This is a genomic window from Conyzicola nivalis, assembly GCF_014639655.1.
GTDB classification, from domain to species: Bacteria; Actinomycetota; Actinomycetes; order Actinomycetales; family Microbacteriaceae; genus Conyzicola; species Conyzicola nivalis.
In genome coordinates, this window is sequence record NZ_BMGB01000001.1 from 2,434,249 (window position 1) to 2,454,388 (window position 20,140).

19 protein-coding genes are annotated in these 20,140 nt (G+C 65.3%); 9 read left to right on the forward strand and 10 right to left on the reverse strand.

The window, feature by feature from the left end; all coding sequences use genetic code 11:
* Positions 1-13: 13 nt before the first annotated feature.
* From gnd to dnaA, 3 genes are all read right to left on the reverse strand, one after another.
* A complete protein-coding gene (gene gnd / locus IEV96_RS12125) occupies positions 14-901 on the reverse strand; it encodes a phosphogluconate dehydrogenase (NAD(+)-dependent, decarboxylating) (protein ID WP_188510837.1) in 888 nt (295 codons plus the stop codon).
* 34 nt (positions 902-935) lie between these two features.
* The gene (gene dnaN, locus IEV96_RS12130) at positions 936-2,081 is read right to left on the reverse strand and encodes a DNA polymerase III subunit beta (protein ID WP_188510838.1); all 1,146 of its coding nucleotides are present in this window, start codon (positions 2,079-2,081) and stop codon (positions 936-938) included.
* 367 nt (positions 2,082-2,448) lie between these two features.
* Complete coding sequence (gene dnaA, locus IEV96_RS12135; protein ID WP_188510839.1) at positions 2,449-3,873, reverse strand: chromosomal replication initiator protein DnaA; 1,425 nt, start codon at positions 3,871-3,873, stop codon at positions 2,449-2,451.
* A 290-nt stretch (positions 3,874-4,163) separates the two neighbouring features.
* Here dnaA and rpmH point away from each other — a divergent pair, with 290 nt between their 5' ends.
* From rpmH to IEV96_RS12175, 8 genes are all read left to right on the forward strand, one after another.
* Complete coding sequence (rpmH, locus tag IEV96_RS12140) at positions 4,164-4,301, forward strand: 50S ribosomal protein L34 (protein ID WP_188510840.1); 138 nt, start codon at positions 4,164-4,166, stop codon at positions 4,299-4,301.
* Between the two features lie 110 nt (positions 4,302-4,411).
* Positions 4,412-4,750, forward strand: a complete 339-nt coding sequence (gene rnpA / locus IEV96_RS12145) for a ribonuclease P protein component (protein ID WP_188510841.1) — start codon at positions 4,412-4,414, stop codon at positions 4,748-4,750.
* Positions 4,750-5,061 carry a membrane protein insertion efficiency factor YidD gene (gene yidD, locus IEV96_RS12150; RefSeq protein ID WP_188511247.1) on the forward strand — a complete coding sequence of 104 codons (312 nt, stop codon included), beginning with the start codon at positions 4,750-4,752 and terminating at the stop codon, positions 5,059-5,061. The genes rnpA and yidD overlap by 1 nt, the downstream gene beginning before the upstream one ends.
* Before the next feature lie 8 nt (positions 5,062-5,069).
* Positions 5,070-6,053 (forward strand): membrane protein insertase YidC, encoded by a 984-nt coding sequence (gene yidC, locus IEV96_RS12155; RefSeq protein WP_188510842.1) that lies wholly within the window; start codon positions 5,070-5,072, stop codon positions 6,051-6,053.
* A gap of 53 nt (positions 6,054-6,106) precedes the next feature.
* Positions 6,107-6,589 (forward strand): Jag family protein, encoded by a 483-nt coding sequence (locus IEV96_RS12160; RefSeq protein ID WP_373282442.1) that lies wholly within the window; start codon positions 6,107-6,109, stop codon positions 6,587-6,589.
* A gap of 14 nt (positions 6,590-6,603) precedes the next feature.
* Positions 6,604-7,236: a 16S rRNA (guanine(527)-N(7))-methyltransferase RsmG gene (gene rsmG / locus IEV96_RS12165; protein WP_188510844.1), complete on the forward strand. Its 633-nt coding sequence runs from the start codon at positions 6,604-6,606 to the stop codon at positions 7,234-7,236.
* Between the two features lie 319 nt (positions 7,237-7,555).
* Positions 7,556-8,401 carry a ParA family protein gene (locus IEV96_RS12170; RefSeq protein WP_308419487.1) on the forward strand — a complete coding sequence of 282 codons (846 nt, stop codon included), beginning with the start codon at positions 7,556-7,558 and terminating at the stop codon, positions 8,399-8,401.
* The gene (locus tag IEV96_RS12175; protein ID WP_188510845.1) at positions 8,401-9,351 is read left to right on the forward strand and encodes a ParB/RepB/Spo0J family partition protein; all 951 of its coding nucleotides are present in this window, start codon (positions 8,401-8,403) and stop codon (positions 9,349-9,351) included. The genes IEV96_RS12170 and IEV96_RS12175 overlap by 1 nt, the downstream gene beginning before the upstream one ends.
* Positions 9,352-10,310: 959 nt before the next feature.
* Here the strand turns inward: IEV96_RS12175 and IEV96_RS12180 are convergent.
* The 6 genes from IEV96_RS12180 to IEV96_RS12205 all read right to left on the reverse strand — a co-directional run bounded on the left by IEV96_RS12180 (position 10,311) and on the right by IEV96_RS12205 (position 17,509).
* Entirely contained in the window at positions 10,311-11,273 is a 963-nt protein-coding gene (locus IEV96_RS12180) for a D-alanine--D-alanine ligase family protein (protein WP_188510846.1), read from the reverse strand.
* 9 nt (positions 11,274-11,282) lie between these two features.
* A complete protein-coding gene (locus IEV96_RS12185) occupies positions 11,283-12,611 on the reverse strand; it encodes an aminotransferase-like domain-containing protein (RefSeq protein WP_188510847.1) in 1,329 nt (442 codons plus the stop codon).
* A 115-nt stretch (positions 12,612-12,726) separates the two neighbouring features.
* Positions 12,727-13,053 carry a thioredoxin gene (gene trxA / locus IEV96_RS12190; RefSeq protein ID WP_188510848.1) on the reverse strand — a complete coding sequence of 109 codons (327 nt, stop codon included), beginning with the start codon at positions 13,051-13,053 and terminating at the stop codon, positions 12,727-12,729.
* 39 nt (positions 13,054-13,092) lie between these two features.
* Positions 13,093-14,085 (reverse strand): thioredoxin-disulfide reductase, encoded by a 993-nt coding sequence (gene trxB / locus IEV96_RS12195; protein WP_188510849.1) that lies wholly within the window; start codon positions 14,083-14,085, stop codon positions 13,093-13,095.
* An 80-nt stretch (positions 14,086-14,165) separates the two neighbouring features.
* The gene (gene murJ, locus IEV96_RS12200) at positions 14,166-15,818 is read right to left on the reverse strand and encodes a murein biosynthesis integral membrane protein MurJ (RefSeq protein ID WP_188510850.1); all 1,653 of its coding nucleotides are present in this window, start codon (positions 15,816-15,818) and stop codon (positions 14,166-14,168) included.
* Complete coding sequence (locus IEV96_RS12205; protein ID WP_188510851.1) at positions 15,815-17,509, reverse strand: DUF6049 family protein; 1,695 nt, start codon at positions 17,507-17,509, stop codon at positions 15,815-15,817. Before IEV96_RS12205 ends, murJ begins: the two co-directional genes overlap by 4 nt.
* A gap of 55 nt (positions 17,510-17,564) precedes the next feature.
* Here IEV96_RS12205 and IEV96_RS12210 point away from each other — a divergent pair, with 55 nt between their 5' ends.
* Positions 17,565-18,998 carry a CCA tRNA nucleotidyltransferase gene (locus IEV96_RS12210; RefSeq protein ID WP_188510852.1) on the forward strand — a complete coding sequence of 478 codons (1,434 nt, stop codon included), beginning with the start codon at positions 17,565-17,567 and terminating at the stop codon, positions 18,996-18,998.
* On the opposite strand, the gene IEV96_RS12215 is transcribed toward IEV96_RS12210, so the two are convergent.
* Positions 18,995-20,062 carry an inositol-3-phosphate synthase gene (locus IEV96_RS12215; RefSeq protein ID WP_188510853.1) on the reverse strand — a complete coding sequence of 356 codons (1,068 nt, stop codon included), beginning with the start codon at positions 20,060-20,062 and terminating at the stop codon, positions 18,995-18,997. The two genes, IEV96_RS12210 and IEV96_RS12215, sit on opposite strands and share 4 nt — an antisense overlap.
* Positions 20,063-20,140 lie beyond the last annotated feature (78 nt).

Consider the following 20,140-nt stretch of genomic DNA (forward strand, 5'->3'; position numbering starts at 1 on the left):
GAGCGAGGTGGTGCTATTCCGCCTTGCGGACGGAGTGTCCGCCGAACTGGTTGCGCAGGGCTGCGACTGCCTTCATCGACGGCGAGTCACCCTGGCGCGACACGAAGCGCGCGAAGATCGCCGCGCTGATCGTGGGAACCGGTACCGCGTTGTTGAGCGCCTCTTCGACGGTCCAGCGACCCTCGCCGGAGTCCTCGACGTAGCCCTCGATCTCTTTGAATTCGGGGTCTTCCTTGAGCGCCTTCACGAGAAGCTCGAGCAGCCAGGAGCGCACGACGGTGCCGCGCTGCCATGCCTCGAAGGTTCCGGTGACGTCCTTGATGATGTCCTTGCGGGTGTCGAGCAGTTCGTAACCCTCGGCCCACGCCTGCATCAGTGCGTACTCGATGCCGTTGTGCACCATCTTGGCGTAGTGGCCAGCGCCGACCTCGCCGGTGTGCACGAAGCCCTCCGCGCGGGGACCTTCGGGGCGCAGCGCGTCGAAGATCGGCATGGCACGCTCGACGTCGGTCGCGTTTCCGCCGACCATCAGGCCGTATCCGTTCTCGAGACCCCAGACTCCACCGGAGACACCGGCGTCGACGTAGTTGATGCCCTTCTCGGCGAGCTCCGCCGAGTGCTTGAAGTCGTCGGTGAAGCGCGAGTTGCCGCCCTCGATCACGAGATCGCCCTCGGAAAGCACGGTGCCCAGCTCGGTGATGACGCCCGAGGTGATCTTGCCGGACGGCACCATGACCCAGACGATGCGGGGTGCGGGCAGCGCCGCGGCGAGTTCGGAGAGGCTGGCAACGTCGGAGACGGCGGGGTTCGGGTCGTAACCCGTCACCTCGATGCCACCCTTGCGCAGGCGAGCGCGCATGTTGTTGCCCATCTTGCCGAGTCCAATGAGCCCAATGTGCATAAAAATTCCTTAGTACGGGTGTTGTGTGGTGGGTTTAGCGCAGGAGCAGGTTGGGCTGCAGAAGGTACTTGTAGTTGTCAGCACCCGCCTGGTCCTTGGAGGACTGGCTCGTGATGAGCACGGGTCCGGGCTTGTTGGGGTTGTCGGTCTTCGTGAACGAGATGCGCACGAACTCCGAGTGCACGGCGCCGAGGCCGTCGAGCAGGAACGCCGGCTTGAGGGAGACGACGGTGTCGACGCCGGTGAGGAACGCGTCGATCGTCTCGGAGGCCTGCGCCTGTTCGGAGCCGATGGCCTCGAGGGTCAGCCCATCGACCGAGAAGCTGAAACGCAGCGCGGCTTCGCGCTCGAGCACCAGCGACACTCGGCGCACGGCCTCGACGAGTTCGGCGGTGTTGATGACGGCGTAGTTGTCGACCACGTCGGGGAACAGTCGTTTCACGGGCGGGAAGTTGCCCTTGATCAGCAGCGACGTCACGGTCTTCTTGTCGGCCTGGAACGCGATGAGCTCGCGTTCGTCGCTCGAGGTGATCGCCACGGAGATCGAGCCGCTGTGGCCGAAGGTCTTCCCGATCTCGATGAGGGTGCGGGCGGGAACCAGCGCCGTGATGACATCGGTCACCGATTCATCCGCGGTCCATTCGATCTCGCGGACCGCGACACGATAGCGGTCGGTTGCGATGAGAGAGAGCTTGTTGTCTGCGATCTCGAGCTGCACTCCGGTGATGACCGGCGTGACGTCGTCGCGGGATGCGGCCACCGCTACCTGCGACACGGCGTTCGCGAAGAGTTCGGCCGGCAGGAAGCCCGACTGTGCTGATACCTGGGGCAGGGTCGGGTACTCCTCGACCGGCATGCTCAGCAGGGTGAAGTGCGCGGATCCGCACGAGACGGTGATGCGACCCTCTTCGGTCGCGAAGGTCACGGGCGCATTGGGGAGCCGGCTGGCGATGTCTGCGAGGAGGCGACCGGAGACGAGCACCTTGCCCGGGTCGCTGACTTCCGCCGCGATCTCGGTCTGAGCGGAGACTTCGTAGTCGAACGACGACAGCGTGAGACCGGCTTCGGTGGCCTCGATCAGGATTCCACTCAGGATCGGCAGGGTGGTGCGCTGAGGAAGCAACTTCACGGCGAACGAGACTGCCTCACTGAAGACGTCGCGATTTACCTGGAACTTCACGGATGTAACCCCTGTCACTGGTGGATGTCGGTCTAGCCGGTTAATACTGGCACAGGCCAGAGGGGCCCGATCGGCGCAGGGTCCAAGGTTATCTCTCGCCAACCAATAAGGATTTAAAAGAACAACAGTGTTAACCGCTGTGCGAACTGTTAGTAACTACAAGAAATCCACGGCGCTGCTGGAAACTACACGAGTGTGAGTTGTTGACGGCCTGTGGAATTAACCGACAACTTTTGTCACTGCTCCGAAGCGCCCCACAACCCGTTTCCACAGAATCTTGTAATTCCCCAACAGCTTTCCCGGCGAGTTCCCCCAGTTATCCACAGGGATTTCATACTGTGTGAAAACTCGGGTTCCGCCTGAGACCTCAGTTTTTGCCGAAGCGGTGGTTCTGCTTGATGCGGCTCGTGAGCTCGGTCACTTGGTTGTAGATCGACCGGCGCTCCTTCATGAGCTCCGTGATCTTCTTGTTGGCGTACATGACGGTGGTGTGATCGCGGTTGCCGAACAGCTGCCCGATCTTGGGCAGCGACAGGTTCGTCATTTCCCGGCACAGGTACATGGCGATCTGGCGGGCGGTGGCGACCGCTTGAGATCTGGATGACCCGTAGAGATCGTCGACCGTGAGCTTGAAGTACTCCGCGGTGTGGTTGATGATGTCGACCGGCGCGATCACGTTGTCGTCGTCGAGGGTGATCAGGTCTTTCAACACTGTCTGCACCAGGGCGAGATCGACCGGTTGGCGGTTCAGGCTGGCGAACGCGGTGACCCTGATCAGGGTTCCCTCGAGCTCGCGGATGTTCGACGACACCTTCGAGGCCATGTATTCGAGGATCTCGTTGCCGACCTGGAGCTTCTCGCTCTGTGCCTTTTTGCGCAGAATGGCGATGCGGGTCTCGAGATCGGGCGCCTGCACGTCGGTGATGAGACCCCACTCGAAGCGAGAGCGCATGCGGTCTTCGAAGCCGGTGAGCGCCTTGGGCGGGAGATCGCTGGTGATGACCACCTGCTTGTTGTGGTCGTGCAGGGTGTTGAAGGTGTGGAAAAAAGCCTCTTGCGTCGAATCCTTCCCCTGGAGGAACTGGATGTCGTCGATCAGGAGGATGTCGATGTCGCGGTACCGCGACTGGAAGACAGAGGCCCGGTTGTTCGCGATCGAGTTGATGAAGTCGTTGGTGAATTCTTCACTGCTGACGTAGCGAACACGGATTCCCGGATAGAGGCTCTCTGCGTAATGGCCGATGGCGTGCAGGAGATGGGTCTTGCCGAGACCGGAGTCGCCGTAGATGAAGAGGGGGTTGTAGGCCTTCGCCGGGGCTTCAGCCACGGCGACCGCGGCGGCGTGCGCGAAGCGGTTGGAACCACCGATGACGAAGTTGTCGAAGTTGTACTTGGGGTTGAGCCGGGAATCGGAGCGGCGGCCCGGATTGCTGGAGTCGACCGGTGCGGGGACCAGCTGCGGTTCGATGTAGGCGGCCTGCTCGCCGATGCCCGGATCCTGTTCGAGCGAATCGTGCTGGATGTCGGGGTTCACGACGATGGCGAAGTTGATGACCTCTTGGTCTTCGCTCAGTCCGGCGATGGCGTTGAGCAGAGGAAGACGGATGCGCTGCTCGAGCATTCCGCGCGTCAATTCGTTGGGAACCTCGAGGTAGAGGGTGCCGGCCATGACGCCCTTCGGCTCGACGAGGCTGATGAAACCGAGGAGCTGTGGAGTGATGCGTTCGTCAGACGTGAGTCTGGTGAGCACCGATTTCCAAATCTCAGGGGTCGAGTCAGCTATTTCGGCCATGCGTTCTTGTTCCCACAATCAAAAAGTTATTCACAGAGTTATCCACTGAGGGGATAACTGCTGCGCGTCGGCAATTTACCGGATTCGCCTCGAAGAATGGCGTAAGTCTTCACCTTAGTTCTTACCCCTGTGCACTCACCAACCCCACTTATCCAGATGTGGATAACCTTGAAGTACCGCCTCAGGTTTGACCACGGCGGTTTAACGCCGTACTTTTAATCAGTTGACTTCTGCCTTCGGGCCAAACCTCGTCTTTCCGGCCTTCAGAGCTGGGCTTTGGAGATACCACTATGAGCAAGAGAACTTTCCAGCCGAACAACCGCAAGCGCGCCAAGGTGCACGGCTTCCGTCTCCGGATGCGTACCCGTGCCGGCCGCGCGATCCTGGGCGCACGTCGCCGCAAGGGTCGCACCGAACTTTCCGCGTAGAACTTACTTCTAGTTCGCCGTGTCCCGTGCTCGACTGAAGTGCGTCGCTTTGACGCACATCGGTCGAGCACGTGGGCTTTCGGCGGCGAATAACGGCAGCGGGGGCATCCGTGCTCTCTAAATCCAACCGGGTACTCAGCGCTGCCGACTTCAAAGCGGCCGTGCGCCGGGGTAAGCGCGCGTATGCGCCCCATGCGGTTGTCTACGTTCTGCCACGGGGCGCATCCGAATCCACGCGTTTCGGCTTCATCGTCGGCAAGAATGTGGGCGGAGCGGTGCAGCGCAACCTGGTCCGGCGCCGCCTGCGCGCCATCGGCCGTGAGCTGCTCGTGACCAACTCGACCGGCCGCGACGTCGTCGTGCGGGCATTGCCAGGTGTTGAACAACTCGCCTGGGATACCCTTCACACGGAGATTTCCGATGTGGTGAATGGGAGCGTGGCACGGTGATGAACCGAACGCTGTCGTTCGTGTGGCTGCTTCCGCGAAACCTCTGCGTCATCATCTTGCGGGCGTATCGCGCGGTGATCTCGCCCCTGTACGGCGATGTCTGCCGGTACTACCCCTCGTGTTCCTCGTACGCGCTTCAGGCAATCCAGCACCACGGCGTCATCCGCGGTATCTGGTTGGGTTCACTGAGAATCGCGCGGTGCCACCCCTGGGCCGCCGGCGGAGTCGATGATATCCCCCAACGACCGACCGAGCGGTACTCGGTAACAGACTTCGGTTTTGTCGTCGCACATAGCCATGGAAAGGGCTGACCCCACCAATGCCAGATCTCATCGGAACAATACTGTGGCCCATTAAGTGGGTCATCGAGGCGATTCTCGTCGCGTTCCACACCGGCCTCGACATGCTGGGGCTCGATCCCGCCGCCGGTCTCACGTGGGTCCTCTCCATCGTCGGACTCGTGCTCGTCGTACGCGCGGCGCTTATCCCGATCTTCGTGCGCCAGATCAAGAGTCAGCGCCGCATGCTCGAAGTGGCCCCGCAACTCAAGAAGATCCAGGACAAGTACAAGGGCAAGAAAGACCAGTTCTCCCGCGAAGCGATGTCGCGCGAGACCATGGCGCTCTACAAGGACACGGGCACCAATCCCCTCGCGTCCTGCCTGCCGCTGCTCATTCAGATGCCGATCTTCTTCAGCCTCTTCTCTGTTCTCAACGAGGCGAAGCCGCAGCCCGACGGCAGCTACCGTGAGGGCGTGGGGCTGCTGTCGCAGCAACTGTCCGAGCAGTTCGGAAGTTCGTCGCTCTTCGGCATCGCTCCCCTTCGGCTGAGCATCCAGAGCGCGCTCGAGGTCGGCAACACGGTCGTGGTGGTCATCGCCCTCGTGATGGTCGTCATCATGACGGCGTCGCAGTTCATCACGCAGCTGCAGATCATGTCGAAGAACCAGTCGCCCGAGATGAAGGCGAGCCCCACCTACAAGCAGCAGCGCATCCTGCTTTACATCCTCCCCCTGGTCTTCGCCTTCTCGGGCTTCGCGTTCCCCATCGGCGTTATGTTCTACTGGCTGACCTCGAACATCTGGACGATGGTTCAGCAGTTCATCGTCATCCGCAACATGCCGACCCCGGGCAGCGAGGCAGCGTTCGCCCGCGAGGCCCGCCTGGCGAAGAAGCGCCAGCGCCGCGGGATCACCGTCACCGAGTTCGAGGAACCGGCCGCCATCGCGGAGCCGAAGAAACCTCAGAGAGTTCAGCCCGTAAGCAAGAACCGCGCCAAGAAGCAGACTGGAAACAAGAAGTGAGTGACGTGACTGAGACAGACACCACCGTGGCGATCGACGTCGACGTCGACGTCATCGCTGAAGACCAGGCTCCCACGACGAGCCAGCTCGAAGAGGAGGGTGAAATCGCGGCCGACTACATCGAGGAACTGCTCGATATCACCGACCTCGATGGCGACATCGAGATCGACACGCGCGGAGGCCGCGCCTACGTCTCGGTGAACTCGAGCGAGGACACCAACCTCCGCCTGCTCGCCCGTCCCGACACCGTCGCCGCTCTGCAGGAGCTCACGCGTATCGCTGTGCAGACCAAGACCGGGTCGTTCTCACGACTCATCCTCGACGTCGGCGGTTCGCGTGAGGCCCGTGTGGCCGAACTCACGATCCTCGTCGACAAGGCCGTGGAGCGCATCGAGGCTGGAGCCGACTCGGCAGCGCTTCCCGCAATGTCGTCATACGAGCGCAAGCTCGTGCACGATGTCGTCGCTGAGCGTGGTTTCTCCTCGCAGTCCGAGGGCGAAGGCCGCGACCGCCACACCGTCATCACCCGCGCCTAGTTTCACGTGAAACATTGAACGACATCGCACTGGAGATCGAACCGGACGTAGCGGCAACGCTGTTCGGCGATCGTATCGACCTCGCCCGGCAATTCACCGCCGATCTGGCACGGCGAGGAGAAGAGCTCGGTCTGATCGGACCGCTGGAGCTCCCCCGGCTCTGGACCCGTCACATCCTGAACTCGGTTCTGGTTGCCCCCCTCCTCTCCCCCGGCGTCGTCGGAGACATCGGTAGCGGTGCGGGCCTCCCCGGCATCGTGCTCGCGATAGCGCGCCCCGACGTCTCGTTCATTCTGATCGAGCCGATGGAGCGCAGGGTCGACTGGCTCACGAGTGAGGCGGCGTCGCTCGGGCTGACCAACGTCACCGTGATCCGCGCCCGTGCCGAAGAGACGAAGCTCGACTGGCCCCTCGACCAGGTCACCGCGCGCGCGGTCAGCGCTCTGTCGACGCTCATCCCCCTCACCGCGCCCCTGGTGAAGGCCGGCGGAGAGATGTTGTTTATGAAGGGCGCACGCGTCGAAGACGAGATCACCGCCGCCGCAAAGGCCATCCGCAAGGCTCGGTTGAGCGAGATCGAAGTTCTCGTACTCGGCGAAGGCGTAGTACCCGAAGTCACTCGGGTCTTTCGGGCTACAGTTGATTGATGGCCCGAGACGTTTTCCGGAACTCTCGGGTCGAGTTCATAGCGGTGGAGGCCGTAGCGGTGGCAGACGCGCTGATGCGGCGTCGCGACCGGGTGCACCACGTCGGCTGATGGCCCACTAACGAAGGTTTCACGTGAAACATCCCGATGGCTACCCTGCGGGCAACCCGGTCTCGCCCGAGCCGCTTCACGCGCTCGTCGAGCCCGGGCAGGCGGTGAACGCCGCGCAGAAGCGACCGGCGGGTCAGAATCCCGCAACTCCGGCGGGGACCGCTCCGGCAACAAGCGCCTTCGACGACTCGACGCCGCTTGCCCGCGAGCTGGCCGACATCAACCGTCGCCGACGTGCTCTCGCCGCCCAACAGTTGCCCCTCCCCCCGGCTCCCCGCGTCTTCACCGTCGCGAACCAGAAGGGCGGCGTGGGTAAGACGACGACAACCGTCAACCTGGCGGCGGCTCTCGCGCGCGGCGGCGCGCGTGTGCTGGTGATCGATCTCGATCCGCAGGGCAACGCATCCACGGCGCTCGGGGTCGACCACAGGTCGGAGACGCCCAGCGTCTACGACGTCGTGATCAACGACGCGCCCGTCGCCAGTGTCCTGCAGAAAAGCCCGGAGTTCGACGCCCTCTACTGCGTTCCGGCCACGATCCACCTCGCCGGCGCCGAGATCGAGCTCGTCTCGCTCGTTGCCCGCGAGCAGCGCCTCCGCACGTCGCTCGACAGGTTCCTCGCCGAGACGTCGGAGCCGTTCCACTATGTCTTCATCGACTGCCCGCCGTCGCTGGGCCTGCTTACGATCAACGCATTTGTGGCCGCCCGCGAGGTGCTCATCCCGATCCAGTGTGAGTACTACGCCCTGGAGGGCCTGAGCCAGCTCCTCAACAACATCAAACTGATCGAGCGCCACCTGAATCCGGTGTTATCGGTGTCGACCATCCTGCTCACGATGTACGACGGACGCACCAACCTGGCGAACCAGGTGGCGGAGGATGTTCGCAACCACTTCCCCAAGGAGGTGCTGAAGACGGTCATTCCCCGTTCGGTCCGCATCTCCGAGGCACCGAGCTACGGCCAGAGCGTGATCAGCTACGACCCCAGCTCTCCGGGCTCGCTCTCGTACCTCGAGGCGGCCGCAGAAATTTCACGACGAGGAGCACCCGCCTGATGGCTACCAAAAGAACCGGATTAGGCCGCGGAATCGGCGCACTCATCCCGGTGAGCGAAGACTCGGCCGCGCAGCGGCCCGTGGATGTCTTTTTCCCGGCCGCCTCCGCAGAGAAGCAGGGACTCCTCGCGGTCCCGGGCGCACGACTGGCCAACCTGAGCCCCTCGGACATCGTGCCGAACTCGCAACAGCCCCGCACCGAGTTCCGCGACGAGGAACTGGCAGAACTCGTGGTGTCGATTCGCGAAATCGGCGTGCTGCAGCCCATCGTGGTGCGCCCGCTCGCGGGTGCGGTGGATGGAGGGCCCCAGTACGAGCTCATCATGGGTGAGCGTCGCTTGCGCGCGACGAAGCAGCTCGGACTCACCAGCATTCCCGCGGTGATCAAGAACACCGCCGACGAAGACATGCTGCGCGACGCGCTGCTGGAGAACCTCCATCGCGCGAACCTCAACCCGCTCGAAGAAGCGTCTGCCTACCAGCAGCTCCTCGCCGACTTCGGGATCACGCAGGAACAGCTGGGCGAGCGCATCGGCCGGTCGCGACCGCAGATCACCAACACGCTCCGTCTCCTGCGCCTGCCGGAGCCGATCCAGCGCCAGGTGGCGTCGGGCGTGCTCAGCGCGGGGCACGCCCGCGCGATCTTGTCTGTGGGCGAGCCTGCGGCCATGGACCGTCTCGCCACGAAGATCGTGAACGAGGAGCTTTCGGTGCGCGCCGCGGAAGCAGCCGCGACTCAGGCCTCCCCCAAGCCCGCGAAAGCCAAGCCCGCGGCGGGCAAGCGGCAGGGCCAGCTGGACGAGATCGCCGAGGGCCTTGCCGACCGGCTGGACACCCGGGTCAAAGTCACGCTCGGCGCGAGCAAGGGAACGATCGTGATCGACTTCGCGACCGTTGGCGACCTGAACCGCATTCTCGGCGAGCTCGGTCAAGAGGGTTTCCGCCGCTAGATACTCGTTCGAGCCGGCCATGTTTCACGTGAAACATGGCGGGTTTTCGCGCGGAGGCTGCGGTCTTTCCGCGTGCTTTGTGCCGTGCCGGCTGTGGGGTTGTGTGGCGTCTCTGTGTGCCGGGAGCGGCGTTCCGGATAGTCCTCGGCGTTGAGGCCTCCATTAACAGGCGCAGACACCGCGCACGCCGGGTTCTGGGACCGAACAGGCCACGCCCTGGAACGCACTGGGGCCTGTCCCGGATGCCCTCCGCGCGGACCCTTGGGCGGCCATCCGCGGACCGGCTTCGCCGCGACTGCGGTTGTGGTGGGCCAGGCTCACAACTCCCAGGTGCCAAGTTGCCGCCGGTCGCTACTCCCCCGGGATCCTACTGAGGCGGACAGGCGCCGGGAGGCCCTGCGCCGCGTCGGAATGCAGGGCGCGAGACGATGGAAATTCCACGCGGGTCAGCCGCCTGCTCGTGTCCCTGAACAGGACCACGTTCCTCTTCTCAGGCGGTCGATCCTGTGGGACTGCGCGCTACGGTAGTCGCGCGCTCGTCGCGAGTGGAGGCTCGGCATCGTGAGCCGCGGAGTGCTCGTCGGTACCGAAGCGGTGACAAGGGGGGCTTGTCGGAGTCGGCTACGCGACGTCGCTGGTGACGTCGTGGCGGGAGGCTCCGCCCGGGCCCCCACCGAGTTGAGCGGAGGTAACGATGCGACGGCGCTACTGTCGTCGCAACACCCGCCCCTCGATCGCGGCCGCCGCGCATTTTCGACCCGAATCGGCAAAATGGCTCTGAGCGGACGAACTCGGCGATTTTCACCGCTGAACAGTCTCGGCCCGTCAGGAGCGATTCTGAGCGATTCCGACCATTTCGGAGAGCTCGTCGGGAGCACCCGAATTTCCTAGAGCGTCGGCTTAAAACTACCCGCTGATCAGGGTTTTCGGCGAGGCCGAACGCAACGTTTCACGTGAAACTAGTCGCGAGCCTCGTTTACGGCCGCTTCAGCAAGGGCGTAGTAGACCCATCCGACGTCGTGCCCGGCCGCCTCGAGGGCCAACGGGAAGAGCGATGTCTCGGTCAGGCCGGGAAGGGTGCTCGCCTCGAGGAACCACGGAGTGCCGGCGGCGTCGACGATGAGGTCGATGCGGGAGATGTGTCGGAGACCGAGCGCGGTGTGAGCCGTGATCGCCACTTCGGCGGCACGGGCCGCGACCTCGTCGCTGATGCGCGCCGGGGCGTAGAAGCGGGTCTCCCCCGCCGTATACCGAGCCTCGAACGAGTAGACACCCGAGACCGGTTCGATCTCGATGGCCGGGAGGGCGACCGGCCCGTCGCCGGTGTCGATGATGCTGACGGCGATCTCGACGCCGACGATCTTCTGCTCGATGAGCGCGACGTCGGAGTACGTGTAGGCGTTAACCATCGCGCGCGGCAGCTCCTCGGCCGTGTCGACGATGCTGACGCCCTGGGCCGATCCGCCCTGGGCCGGCTTCACGACGACGGGCACGGGCAAGTCGGTCGAGATGATGCCGAGCACGGCACCGGCGCCGAGTTCGCGGAACGTGTCGCGCGGAAGGGTGATCGACTGGGGCGTCGGTACCCCGGCGCGCGAGACAATGACCTTCGCGGTCGGTTTGTCCCAGGCGAGGCGTGACGCGTCGGACTTCGATCCGACGAAGGGGATTCCCAGATAGTCGAGGAGGCCGCGCAGTGCGCCGTCCTCGCCGCTGGCGCCGTGGAGCGCCGGCCAGATGACGTCGGGGCGGCTGCTCTCGAGATACTCGAGCAACGTGGCATCCGGATCTTTCATCACGACATCGATGCCGTGGTGGGCGAGGCTGTCGGAAACGCGCCGACCGGAACGCAGCGAGACGTCGCGTTCGTGCGAGAGTCCCCCGGCGAGAACGACGATGGTACGCGGAGTTGAGTCAGTCATGGTGGTGCCCTAGTCGATGTTCGGCGGCGGGCTCGTGACCCGGTCGGTGGACTTGATCGTCTCGAGCTGGCCGGTGCCGGCGAAGGTCTCGAGCAGTTCGGTCTCGCCGTTGATCACCTTGGTGAGGCGCCGCACGCCGAGACGGATGGCGTCTGAGGTGGGGTAGCAGAACGAGAGCCGGATGTTGTGCCGCCCGCCGCCGTCGGCGAAAAAGGCCGTACCGGGCGTGTAGGCGACGAGCTCCTTGACGGCGCGCGGGAGCATCGCCTTCGAGTCGAGGTGCTCGGGCAGCGTGAGCCAAACGTAGAACCCGCCATTCGGGTCTGTCCAGGTCAGGTCGGGCAGGTGCTCCTTTAAAGAGCCGACCAGAGCCTCTTTACGTTCGCGATAGATGGAGCGGAAGGTGTCGATCTGACCGCGCCAATCGGATGCACCGAAGTACGAAGTGATCACATTCTGGGTAAACGTACTCGGCGAGAGCACCGCGGACTCGTTGGCCAGGATGAGCTTTTCGCGGATGGCGTGGGGCGCCACGGCCCAGCCGACACGCAGTCCTGGCGCGAACGTCTTCGAGAAGGTTCCGAGGTAGATGATGCCGTCGGTGTCGACCGAGCGCATCGCCTGGGGCGGCGGGCCGTCGAAGTAGAGGAGCCCGTAGGGGTTGTCTTCGAGGATCAGGATGTTGTTCGACCGCGCGATCTCGATGATCTCGAGGCGGCGCTCCCAGCTGAGCGTGACGCCGGCCGGGTTGTGGAAGTTGGGGATCAGATAGAGGAACTTGATCGTCTTGCCCGCCGCGCGCGTGCGCACGATGGTCTCACGCAGCGACTCGGGCACCATGCCGTCGTCGTCGGTCGCGACGTGGATCACATCGGCCTGGTACGAGCGGAACACGCCGATCGCGCCGACGTAGCTCGGGCTTTCGGCGAGGATGACGTCGCCCTTGTCGATGAACAGCTTGGTGACGAGGTCGAGTGCTTGCTGCGACCCGGTGGTGACGACCACGTCGTCGACGCTCGCGCGGATGCCCTCGAGGGCCATGACCTCGAGGATCTGCTCGCGGATGGCCGGTGTGCCCTGGCCCGAACCGTACTGCAGTGCCTCGGGACCGTGGTCGCGCATCACGCGCTCGAGGGCGCCGCTGACCAGCTCGGGCGGGAGGGCCGACACGAAGGGCATGCCGCCGGCGAGCGAAACGACCTCGGGGCGGGAGGCGACGGCGAACAGGGCTCGGACCTCGGAGGCGCTGAGGCCGGCCGTGCGGTCGGCGTAGTGGCCGTACCAAGGGTCGAGGTTGTTTCCCGTGTTCGTTCCCGGTGTCGGGCCCTGTGCAGTCATGAAGAATTCCCGTTCGATCGTCGTTCAAGGATATGGGGTGCGGCAGTGAAGCCACGTAGATACAGAAAAAGCCCCGCCCGAGAGTGTCTCGGGCGGGGCTCCTGATCGCGAGTGGTTACGCGAGGAACTCCGCCAGGTCGGCCTCGATGGCCGGCTTGGGCTTGGCGCCGATGATGGTCTTGACGACCTCGCCGCCCTTGAAGACCTTCATCGCGGGGATGGAGGTGATCTGGTACTTCATGGCGATCTCGGGGTTGTCGTCGACGTTGAGCTTGACGATCTTGATCTTCGAGGAGTGCTCCGAGGCGATCTGGTCGAGGATCGGGGAGACCGCGCGACACGGGCCGCACCACTCGGCCCAGAAGTCCACCATGATGGTGTCTTCGGAGTTGAGGACCTGGTCGGTGAAGGTGGCGTCGGTGACGTCGAGAGCAGTAGACATTACTTTCCTTACTTTTCGAGTGGGTGCAGGAGCCGAGAGTTAGACGGCTACCGGTTCTGCAGCGGTGTCGGTGACCATGGAGGCCTGGACCGCCGAGTCAACGAGGTCTTTGGGGAGCGATGCGAGGTAGTGCTCGGCATCGAGAGCCGCGACGGTTCCGGATGCCGCGGCCGTGACGGCCTGACGGTAGGTGGGGTCGATCACGTCGCCGGCCGCGAACACGCCGGTGAGGTTGGTGCGCGACGTGCGACCCTGTACCGCGATGGTGCCCTCGATGGTGAGGTCGAGCTGACCGTGCACGAGGTGCGTACGCGGGTCGGCGCCGATGGCGATGAACAGTCCGCTGAGGTTCAGCGTCGTCTCGCTGCCGTCGACCGTGTCGATGAGGCCGACGCCGTTCACGAGACCCTCTCCGTAGATGTGGGCGACCTCTTTGTTCCAGAGGAACTCGATCTTCGGGTCGGAGAATGCGCGGTCCTGCATGACCTTGGAGGCCCGCAGCGAGTCTTTGCGGTGGATGACGTAGACCTTGTCGGCGAAGCGGGTGAGGAACGTGGCCTCCTCCATCGCGGAGTCGCCTCCACCGACCACGGCGATGGTCTTCTTGCGGAAGAAGAATCCGTCGCAGGTGGCGCACCAGGAGACGCCCTGGCCGCTGAGGCGTTCTTCGTCTTCGAGGCCGAGCTTGCGGTAGGCGGAACCGGTCGCGAAAATCACGGAGAGACCCTCGTGCACGTCTCCGTTGCCGAGGGTGACCGTCTTGACCTGGCCGGTGAGGTCGAGCGAGACCACGTCGTCGAGAACCACCTCGGTGCCGAAGCGCTCTGCCTGGGCCTGCATGGCGAGCATCAGGTCGGGGCCCTGGATACCCGCGGGGAACCCGGGGAAGTTGTCGACCTCGGTGGTCTTCATGAGTTCGCCGCCGGCTTCGACCGAGCTCGCGATGAGCAGGGGAGCCAGGTTGGCGCGGGCCGCATAAATGGCAGCCGTGTAACCGGCGGGGCCGGAGCCGATGATGATTACTTGACGCACGAACGTCTCCTTTGTGCTTGCAGTAGCCGGTATAACCAATCCTACGTGCAGCCTATTCCGGGCTACCGGGACGGACGGGGTCAGCCGCGCCCGCGCAGGCGCCGCACGACCGGTCGCACGGCCTCGCCGAGTTCCGGGTTGCGGAAGGCGACGAGCACGCCCGCATAGACAAGGGCCATCACTCCCCCGATCACCACCATCGACACCAGCGCGGTGAACCAGTCGGACACCGCGAAACCACCGTCGGTGGTTACACCCATCGCGGACGCGAGGAGCGCACCCACCGCGGCGGTAGGCAGCGCCGCCAGCAGGAAGGTGGCGTACCGGCGCAGTATCCGGGCGGCGTCGATGCGCTGGAGACGTCTGCGCAGCATGACCGCGGCGACGACCGCCTGCGCCGAACCAGCTATGGAGGTTACGGCGGCGATGCCCACCGCGATCCACTCCCGTTCGAACCCGGACACCACGAGGGCACCCAAGACGAACAGGGCAGATTGGAACACCTGCAGGAAGAACGGGGTGCGGGTGTCGCCGAGCGAGTAGAAGGTGCGCTGGATCAGGAACAGGATGCTGAACGGCACGAGCCCGACGAGGTAGGCGATCACCACGTACCCCATCTGCTGCACGTCGTCGAAGTCGTTGTCGAAGACCGCGCTGAAGGGGAAGGCGAGCACGATCAGCCCGGCGGACGCGAAGACCATGATGAGCCCGATCGACCGCATCGAGGCGGAGAAGTCGGCGCGCACGCCGTCCAGGTTGCCCTCGTGCGCGTGCGTCGACATGCGGGTGTAATAGGCGGTCGCGATCGACACGGCGACGATCGAGTGCGGCAGCATAAAGATCAGCCAGGAGAGGCCGAGCACCCGCACGGACGCGTCGCCGCTTCCGCCGGCCTGAGATGCCACGTTGCTCTGGACGATACCCGCGAGCTGGGTGATCACGATCATGCCGAACACCCAGGAGGCGGCCTTGCCGGTCGCCCCGAGGCCGACACCGCGCCAGTGGAAGTCGGGCCGGTAGGTCAGCCCTGCGCGGCGCCAGAACCAGAAGAGGCCGAGACCCTGCACCGCGATGCCGAGCGTGGCCGACCCGGCAAGCAGGGTGATCATGGGTGCCGTCCACGTCGACGCGTCGGTGTGCGCCGGGTCTCCCCCGAAGGCGACGATGAACACGACCATGCCGGCGATCGCGACGAGGTTGTTGAGCACCGGGGTCCAGGTGAACGGACCGAAGATCTTGCGGGCGTTGAGAACCTCGCCGAGCAGGCTGTAGATGGCGTAGAAGAGCACCTGAGGCAGGCACCAGTAGGCGAAGGCGGTTGCCAACGCGATCTCGTCGGGCGAGAGGCCGCGCGAGCCGTCGCTCGACTGCTGGGAATACAGGTCGACGAGCAGCGGGGCCGCGATCGTGGCTATCACGGCGGCCAGGACGAACACGGCGAGACCGAGGGTGACGAGCCGGTTGATGAAGCGTTGGCCGCCGTCGTCGTGCATGCCGGCCTTGACGATCTGCGGCACGAGCACCGCGCTGAGCAGGCCGCCGGCGATGATCGCGTAGATGTTGTTGGGCAGCTGGTTGGCTATGGCGAAGGTGTCGGCGCCGGCTCCGGTGGTGCCGATGGCCTGGGCGAGAACCGCCGCACTGACGAAACCGAGTATGCGGGAGACGATCGTGCCCGACGCGAGAAGCGCCGACGCGCGTCCGAGCCCCCCACCGGCATCCGTCTTCGTCACTCGGACTCGTCCACTGGGGCGTTTCCGGCGGCGCGCTCCCTGCGGGCGCGGCTGCGGCGCACCACGAGCCTGGCGATGCCGAACCCGAAAACGCCGACGACGAACACCCCGAGGGCGACGGTGATCGGCGTCTCCCAGCCGGCGTAGACGCTGATGCTGACGGTGGTCGGCGTGCCGATCCTGTCGCCGGTCGGACTCGAGATCGAGATGGAGATCACGGCCGTGCCATTGGAGAGCGACTGCGCGGGCACGGCGGCGCGCTTCTGCGACTCCGGTTCGATCGTTAGGGGAACGGGCGACTGTTCGATCGCCAGTAACGGGGTGGGCGCGGTCACGTCGATGTTGACGTTGACCGGTTGGTTCAACTCGTTCGTCACCGTGATGTAGAGCGAGCCGCGGTCGGCGATAAGCGTTATCGGACTGCTCTGCACGACGCGCACCGAATCGTGCAGGGCGACCGACTCGGATTCGAAGAGCGCGAGAGCGCTGCCCCAGCCACCGGGGTAGGAGTACCAGGCGTTCGACATGGTCGCGAGCATGCGCAGCCGTCGTTCTCCGGTGATGAGTTCGGGATTCTCGGCGACGGAGGCGAAGGCCGCGTCGGATGCCTCGGTGGTCAGCAACGTCTGGGCGGCCCTCACACGCTCGGGGCTCTGCGGACGGTCGGTGATCGTGGCGTCGCCGCGCGCGGAGTCGAGCACGGACGAGAACGACGCGAGGTCGCTGCTGGGGAGCGCGTCGATGGCGGCGAGGGTCGAGCGCAGCCGGCTGGCCGTGCCGAGGCTGGTGCGGTCGACGGCGAGCACGATGGCTGCTCCCCCGGCGTCGCCCTCGGCAGCGCTGGCGTCGACGGCCGGCTGCAGCAGGGCCACGGCGGACTCCCACTGCTGCATGGTTTCTGCGTCGATCGCGTCGCCGAAGAGCTGCGAGAGCCCGTCGTCGGTGGTGACAGCCGAGAGGCTTCCGAGGGAGGCCATGGCCTTCGACCGGTCGGTGCGCTCGATGTTGCCCGAGTTGACGATGGTGGTGTTGAAGCCACTCGACACCATCGTGGCGAGGTCGCTCGTGATCACGGTGTCTGCGACCGGCCACACGATGGCCGGCACCGTGTAGTCCCAGGAGAGCAGCGATTGGGCGGTCGGAAGGCTCGGCGCGGTCCCCCGGGGCGGCTCGGTGGGCTCGGGATCGGGGGTGGCGGTGGGGGTTTCGGCCGGGGGCGTAGCGAAGAGCGTCGGGTCGATCGCGAAATCGAACGAGTTCGGCGCGATCACCGAGGAGGCGCCGGCCTGGAGGCCGACGGTGACGTCGGTGTCGGCGTAGGTGAGGGAGAAGGTCTCGTTGGGCGCCTGGGACAGCCGGCTCAGCCAGTCGAGGGCCGACTGCGGCGCCGACGTGCCCAGCACACGGATAGACGCCAGGATCATCGGGTCGATAGCGATGGCCGCCGACGTGTCGATCACGGCGTCGAGGTCGCGGGTGAGCGCGCCGGTCGGCGAGGTGTATCCGGCGAGGGCCTCGGCGCTGATCAGGGCGGTGCGGGTCTCGGGGGTGGTGAGCGGGAAGACCGTGGCGACGCGCGCGACACCCGCGGGATCGCCGGGGGCCGCGTTCGCGGCCGCGGGCACGCCGAGGGCCAGTGCCAATAGGGCGACGAGGCCGCCGACTACGGCTTTCAGGGGTCTTATCGGCACGGGCGAACTCCCGAAGATCCCTTGGCCGTCATGGGGAGAGTCTATTCTCTTGGCTATGGAGAGCGTCGCTACGGCACTACACAGGCTGGGCGAACTCGCAGAATCCCGGCATATTTCACGACTCGCGCGTGCTTTCGCCGACGCCGGACACGAGTTGGCCCTCGTCGGCGGCCCCGTGCGCGACGCGTTTCTCGGGCGTCCCGTGAACGACTTCGACTTCACGACGAGCGCCCTGCCCGACGAGATCCTCGCGATCGTCGCGCCCATCGCCGACGCCCACTGGGACATCGGCCGCGCCTTTGGCACTATCGGCGCGCGCTTCTCGGGCGACACCGTGGAGATCACCACCTACCGCACCGACGCCTACGACGGCGAGACCCGCAAGCCGGTCGTCGAGTTCGGCGACTCGCTCGAGGGCGACCTGGTGCGTCGCGATTTCACGGTCAACGCGATGGCCCTTCGGCTCCCCCAGCTCGTGCTCGTCGACCCCTCCGGCGGCATGGACGACCTGCTCGCCAAACGCCTGACGACGCCGGCGTCCGCAGAAGTCTCCTTCGGAGACGACCCGCTGCGGATGATGCGTGCCGCCCGTTTCACCTCACAGCTCGGTTTCACCGTCGACGAGTCGACGCGTGCGGCCATGGTCGCGCTCGCCGACCGGTTGCCCATCGTGAGCGTCGAACGGATGAGCGACGAGCTGACGAAACTGCTGCTGACCGACGATCCGGTTCCTGGGTTACGCCTGCTCGTGGAGACCGGCCTCGCCGACATCGTGCTGCCCGAGGTGCCGGCGCTCAAGCTCGAGGTCGACGAGCACGCCCACCACAAGGACGTCTACGAGCACAGCCTCACGGTGCTGACCCAGGCGATCGACCTGGAGAAGTCGCGACCGGGCATCGACAGCCCCGACCTGATCGTGCGCCTCGCGGCCCTGCTGCACGACATCGGAAAGCCGCAGACGAGGCGGATCGAGGGCAAGAACGTCGTCACCTTCCACCACCACGACGTGGTGGGCGCGAAGCTCTCGGCCAAGCGGCTCAAGCACCTGCGCTTCGACAAGGAGACGATCGCCTCGGTCTCCAAGCTCATCGAACTGCACCTGCGCTTCTTCGGGTACAGCGAGGGCGTCTGGACCGATTCCGCCGTGCGCCGCTACGTCCGTGACGCCGGCCCGCTGCTCGAGCGCCTGCACATTCTGACCCGCGCCGACGTGACCACGCGCAACGTGCGCAAGGCCGACCGGCTGTCGTTCGCGTACGACGACCTCGAAGAGCGCATCGCGGCGATCGCGGAGGCCGAGGGCATCGCGGCCGTGCGCCCCGACCTCGACGGCGAGCAGATCATGGCGCTGCTGGGACTGAAGCCCGGACGCGAGGTGGGTGAGGCCTACCGCTACCTGCTGGAACTGCGCCTCGATGAGGGACCGTTGGGGCCGGATGTCGCGGAGCAGCGGCTCAGGGCGTGGTGGGCTGAGCGCAGCGACCGCTAGTTCTCGGCGATGAACGTCTCGAGCAGCTCGCGGGCCACCGGGTCCGGGTACTGCACCGACGGGCTCTTCATGAAGTAGGCAGATGCCGCTTCGAGCGGTCCGCCGAGCCCGGCGTCGAGAGCGATCTTGGCGGCACGGATGGCATCGATGACCACCCCGGCCGAGTTGGGCGAGTCCCACACCTCGAGCTTGTACTCGAGGCTGGTCGGCGCGTTGCCGAAGCCGTGGCCCTCGAGACGCACGTAGGCGAATTTGCGGTCGGTGAGCCACGGCACGTGGTCGCTGGGGCCGATGTGCACGTCATCGGCGGGCAGGTGCGCGGCGATGTTGCTCGTGACGGCCTGCGTCTTCGAGATCTTCTTCGACTGCAGGCGGGAACGCTCGAGCATGTTCTTGAAGTCCATGTTGCCGCCCACGTTGAGCTGGTACGTGCGGTCGAGCATCAGCCCGCGTTCCTCGAAGAGCCGGGCGAGAACGCGGTGGGTGATGGTCGCGCCCAGCTGGCTCTTGATGTCGTCGCCCACGATCGGCACACCGGCGGCGGTGAACTTGGCTGCCCACTCGGGGTCGCTCGCGATGAACACGGGGAGGGCGTTGACGAACGCGACACCGGCGTCGATGGCGGCCTGGGCGTAGAACTTCGCCGCCTCGTCTGACCCGACGGGGAGGTAGCAGACCAGCACGTCGGCGCCGCTCTCGCGCAGTGCGTTCGCCACGTCGACCTGGGGCGCATCCGACTCTTCGACCACCTCGCGGTAATAGCTGCCGAGTCCGTCGAGCGTCGGGCCACGCTGCACGGAGACGCCGGTGGCGCCCACCTCGGCGAACCGGTAGGTGTCGTTCTCGCTCGCCCACATCGCTTCGCAGAGGTCGGAGCCAACCTTGGCGGCGTCGACGTCGAACGCGGCAACGAACCGCATGTCGCCGATCGAGTGCGGCCCGAAACGCGTGTGCATGAGGCCGGGGACGACCGAGTCGTCGTCCGCATCGGCGTAGAAGGTGACGCCCTGAATGAGGGCGTTGGCGCAGTTTCCGACGCCGGCGATCGCGATGCGGATGGTCATCTGTAGTGGTGCTCCTTGAGACATGGTGCGTGTACTGACTACACTAGGCAGGTTGCCCCGGTTAAATTCGCCAGGGCA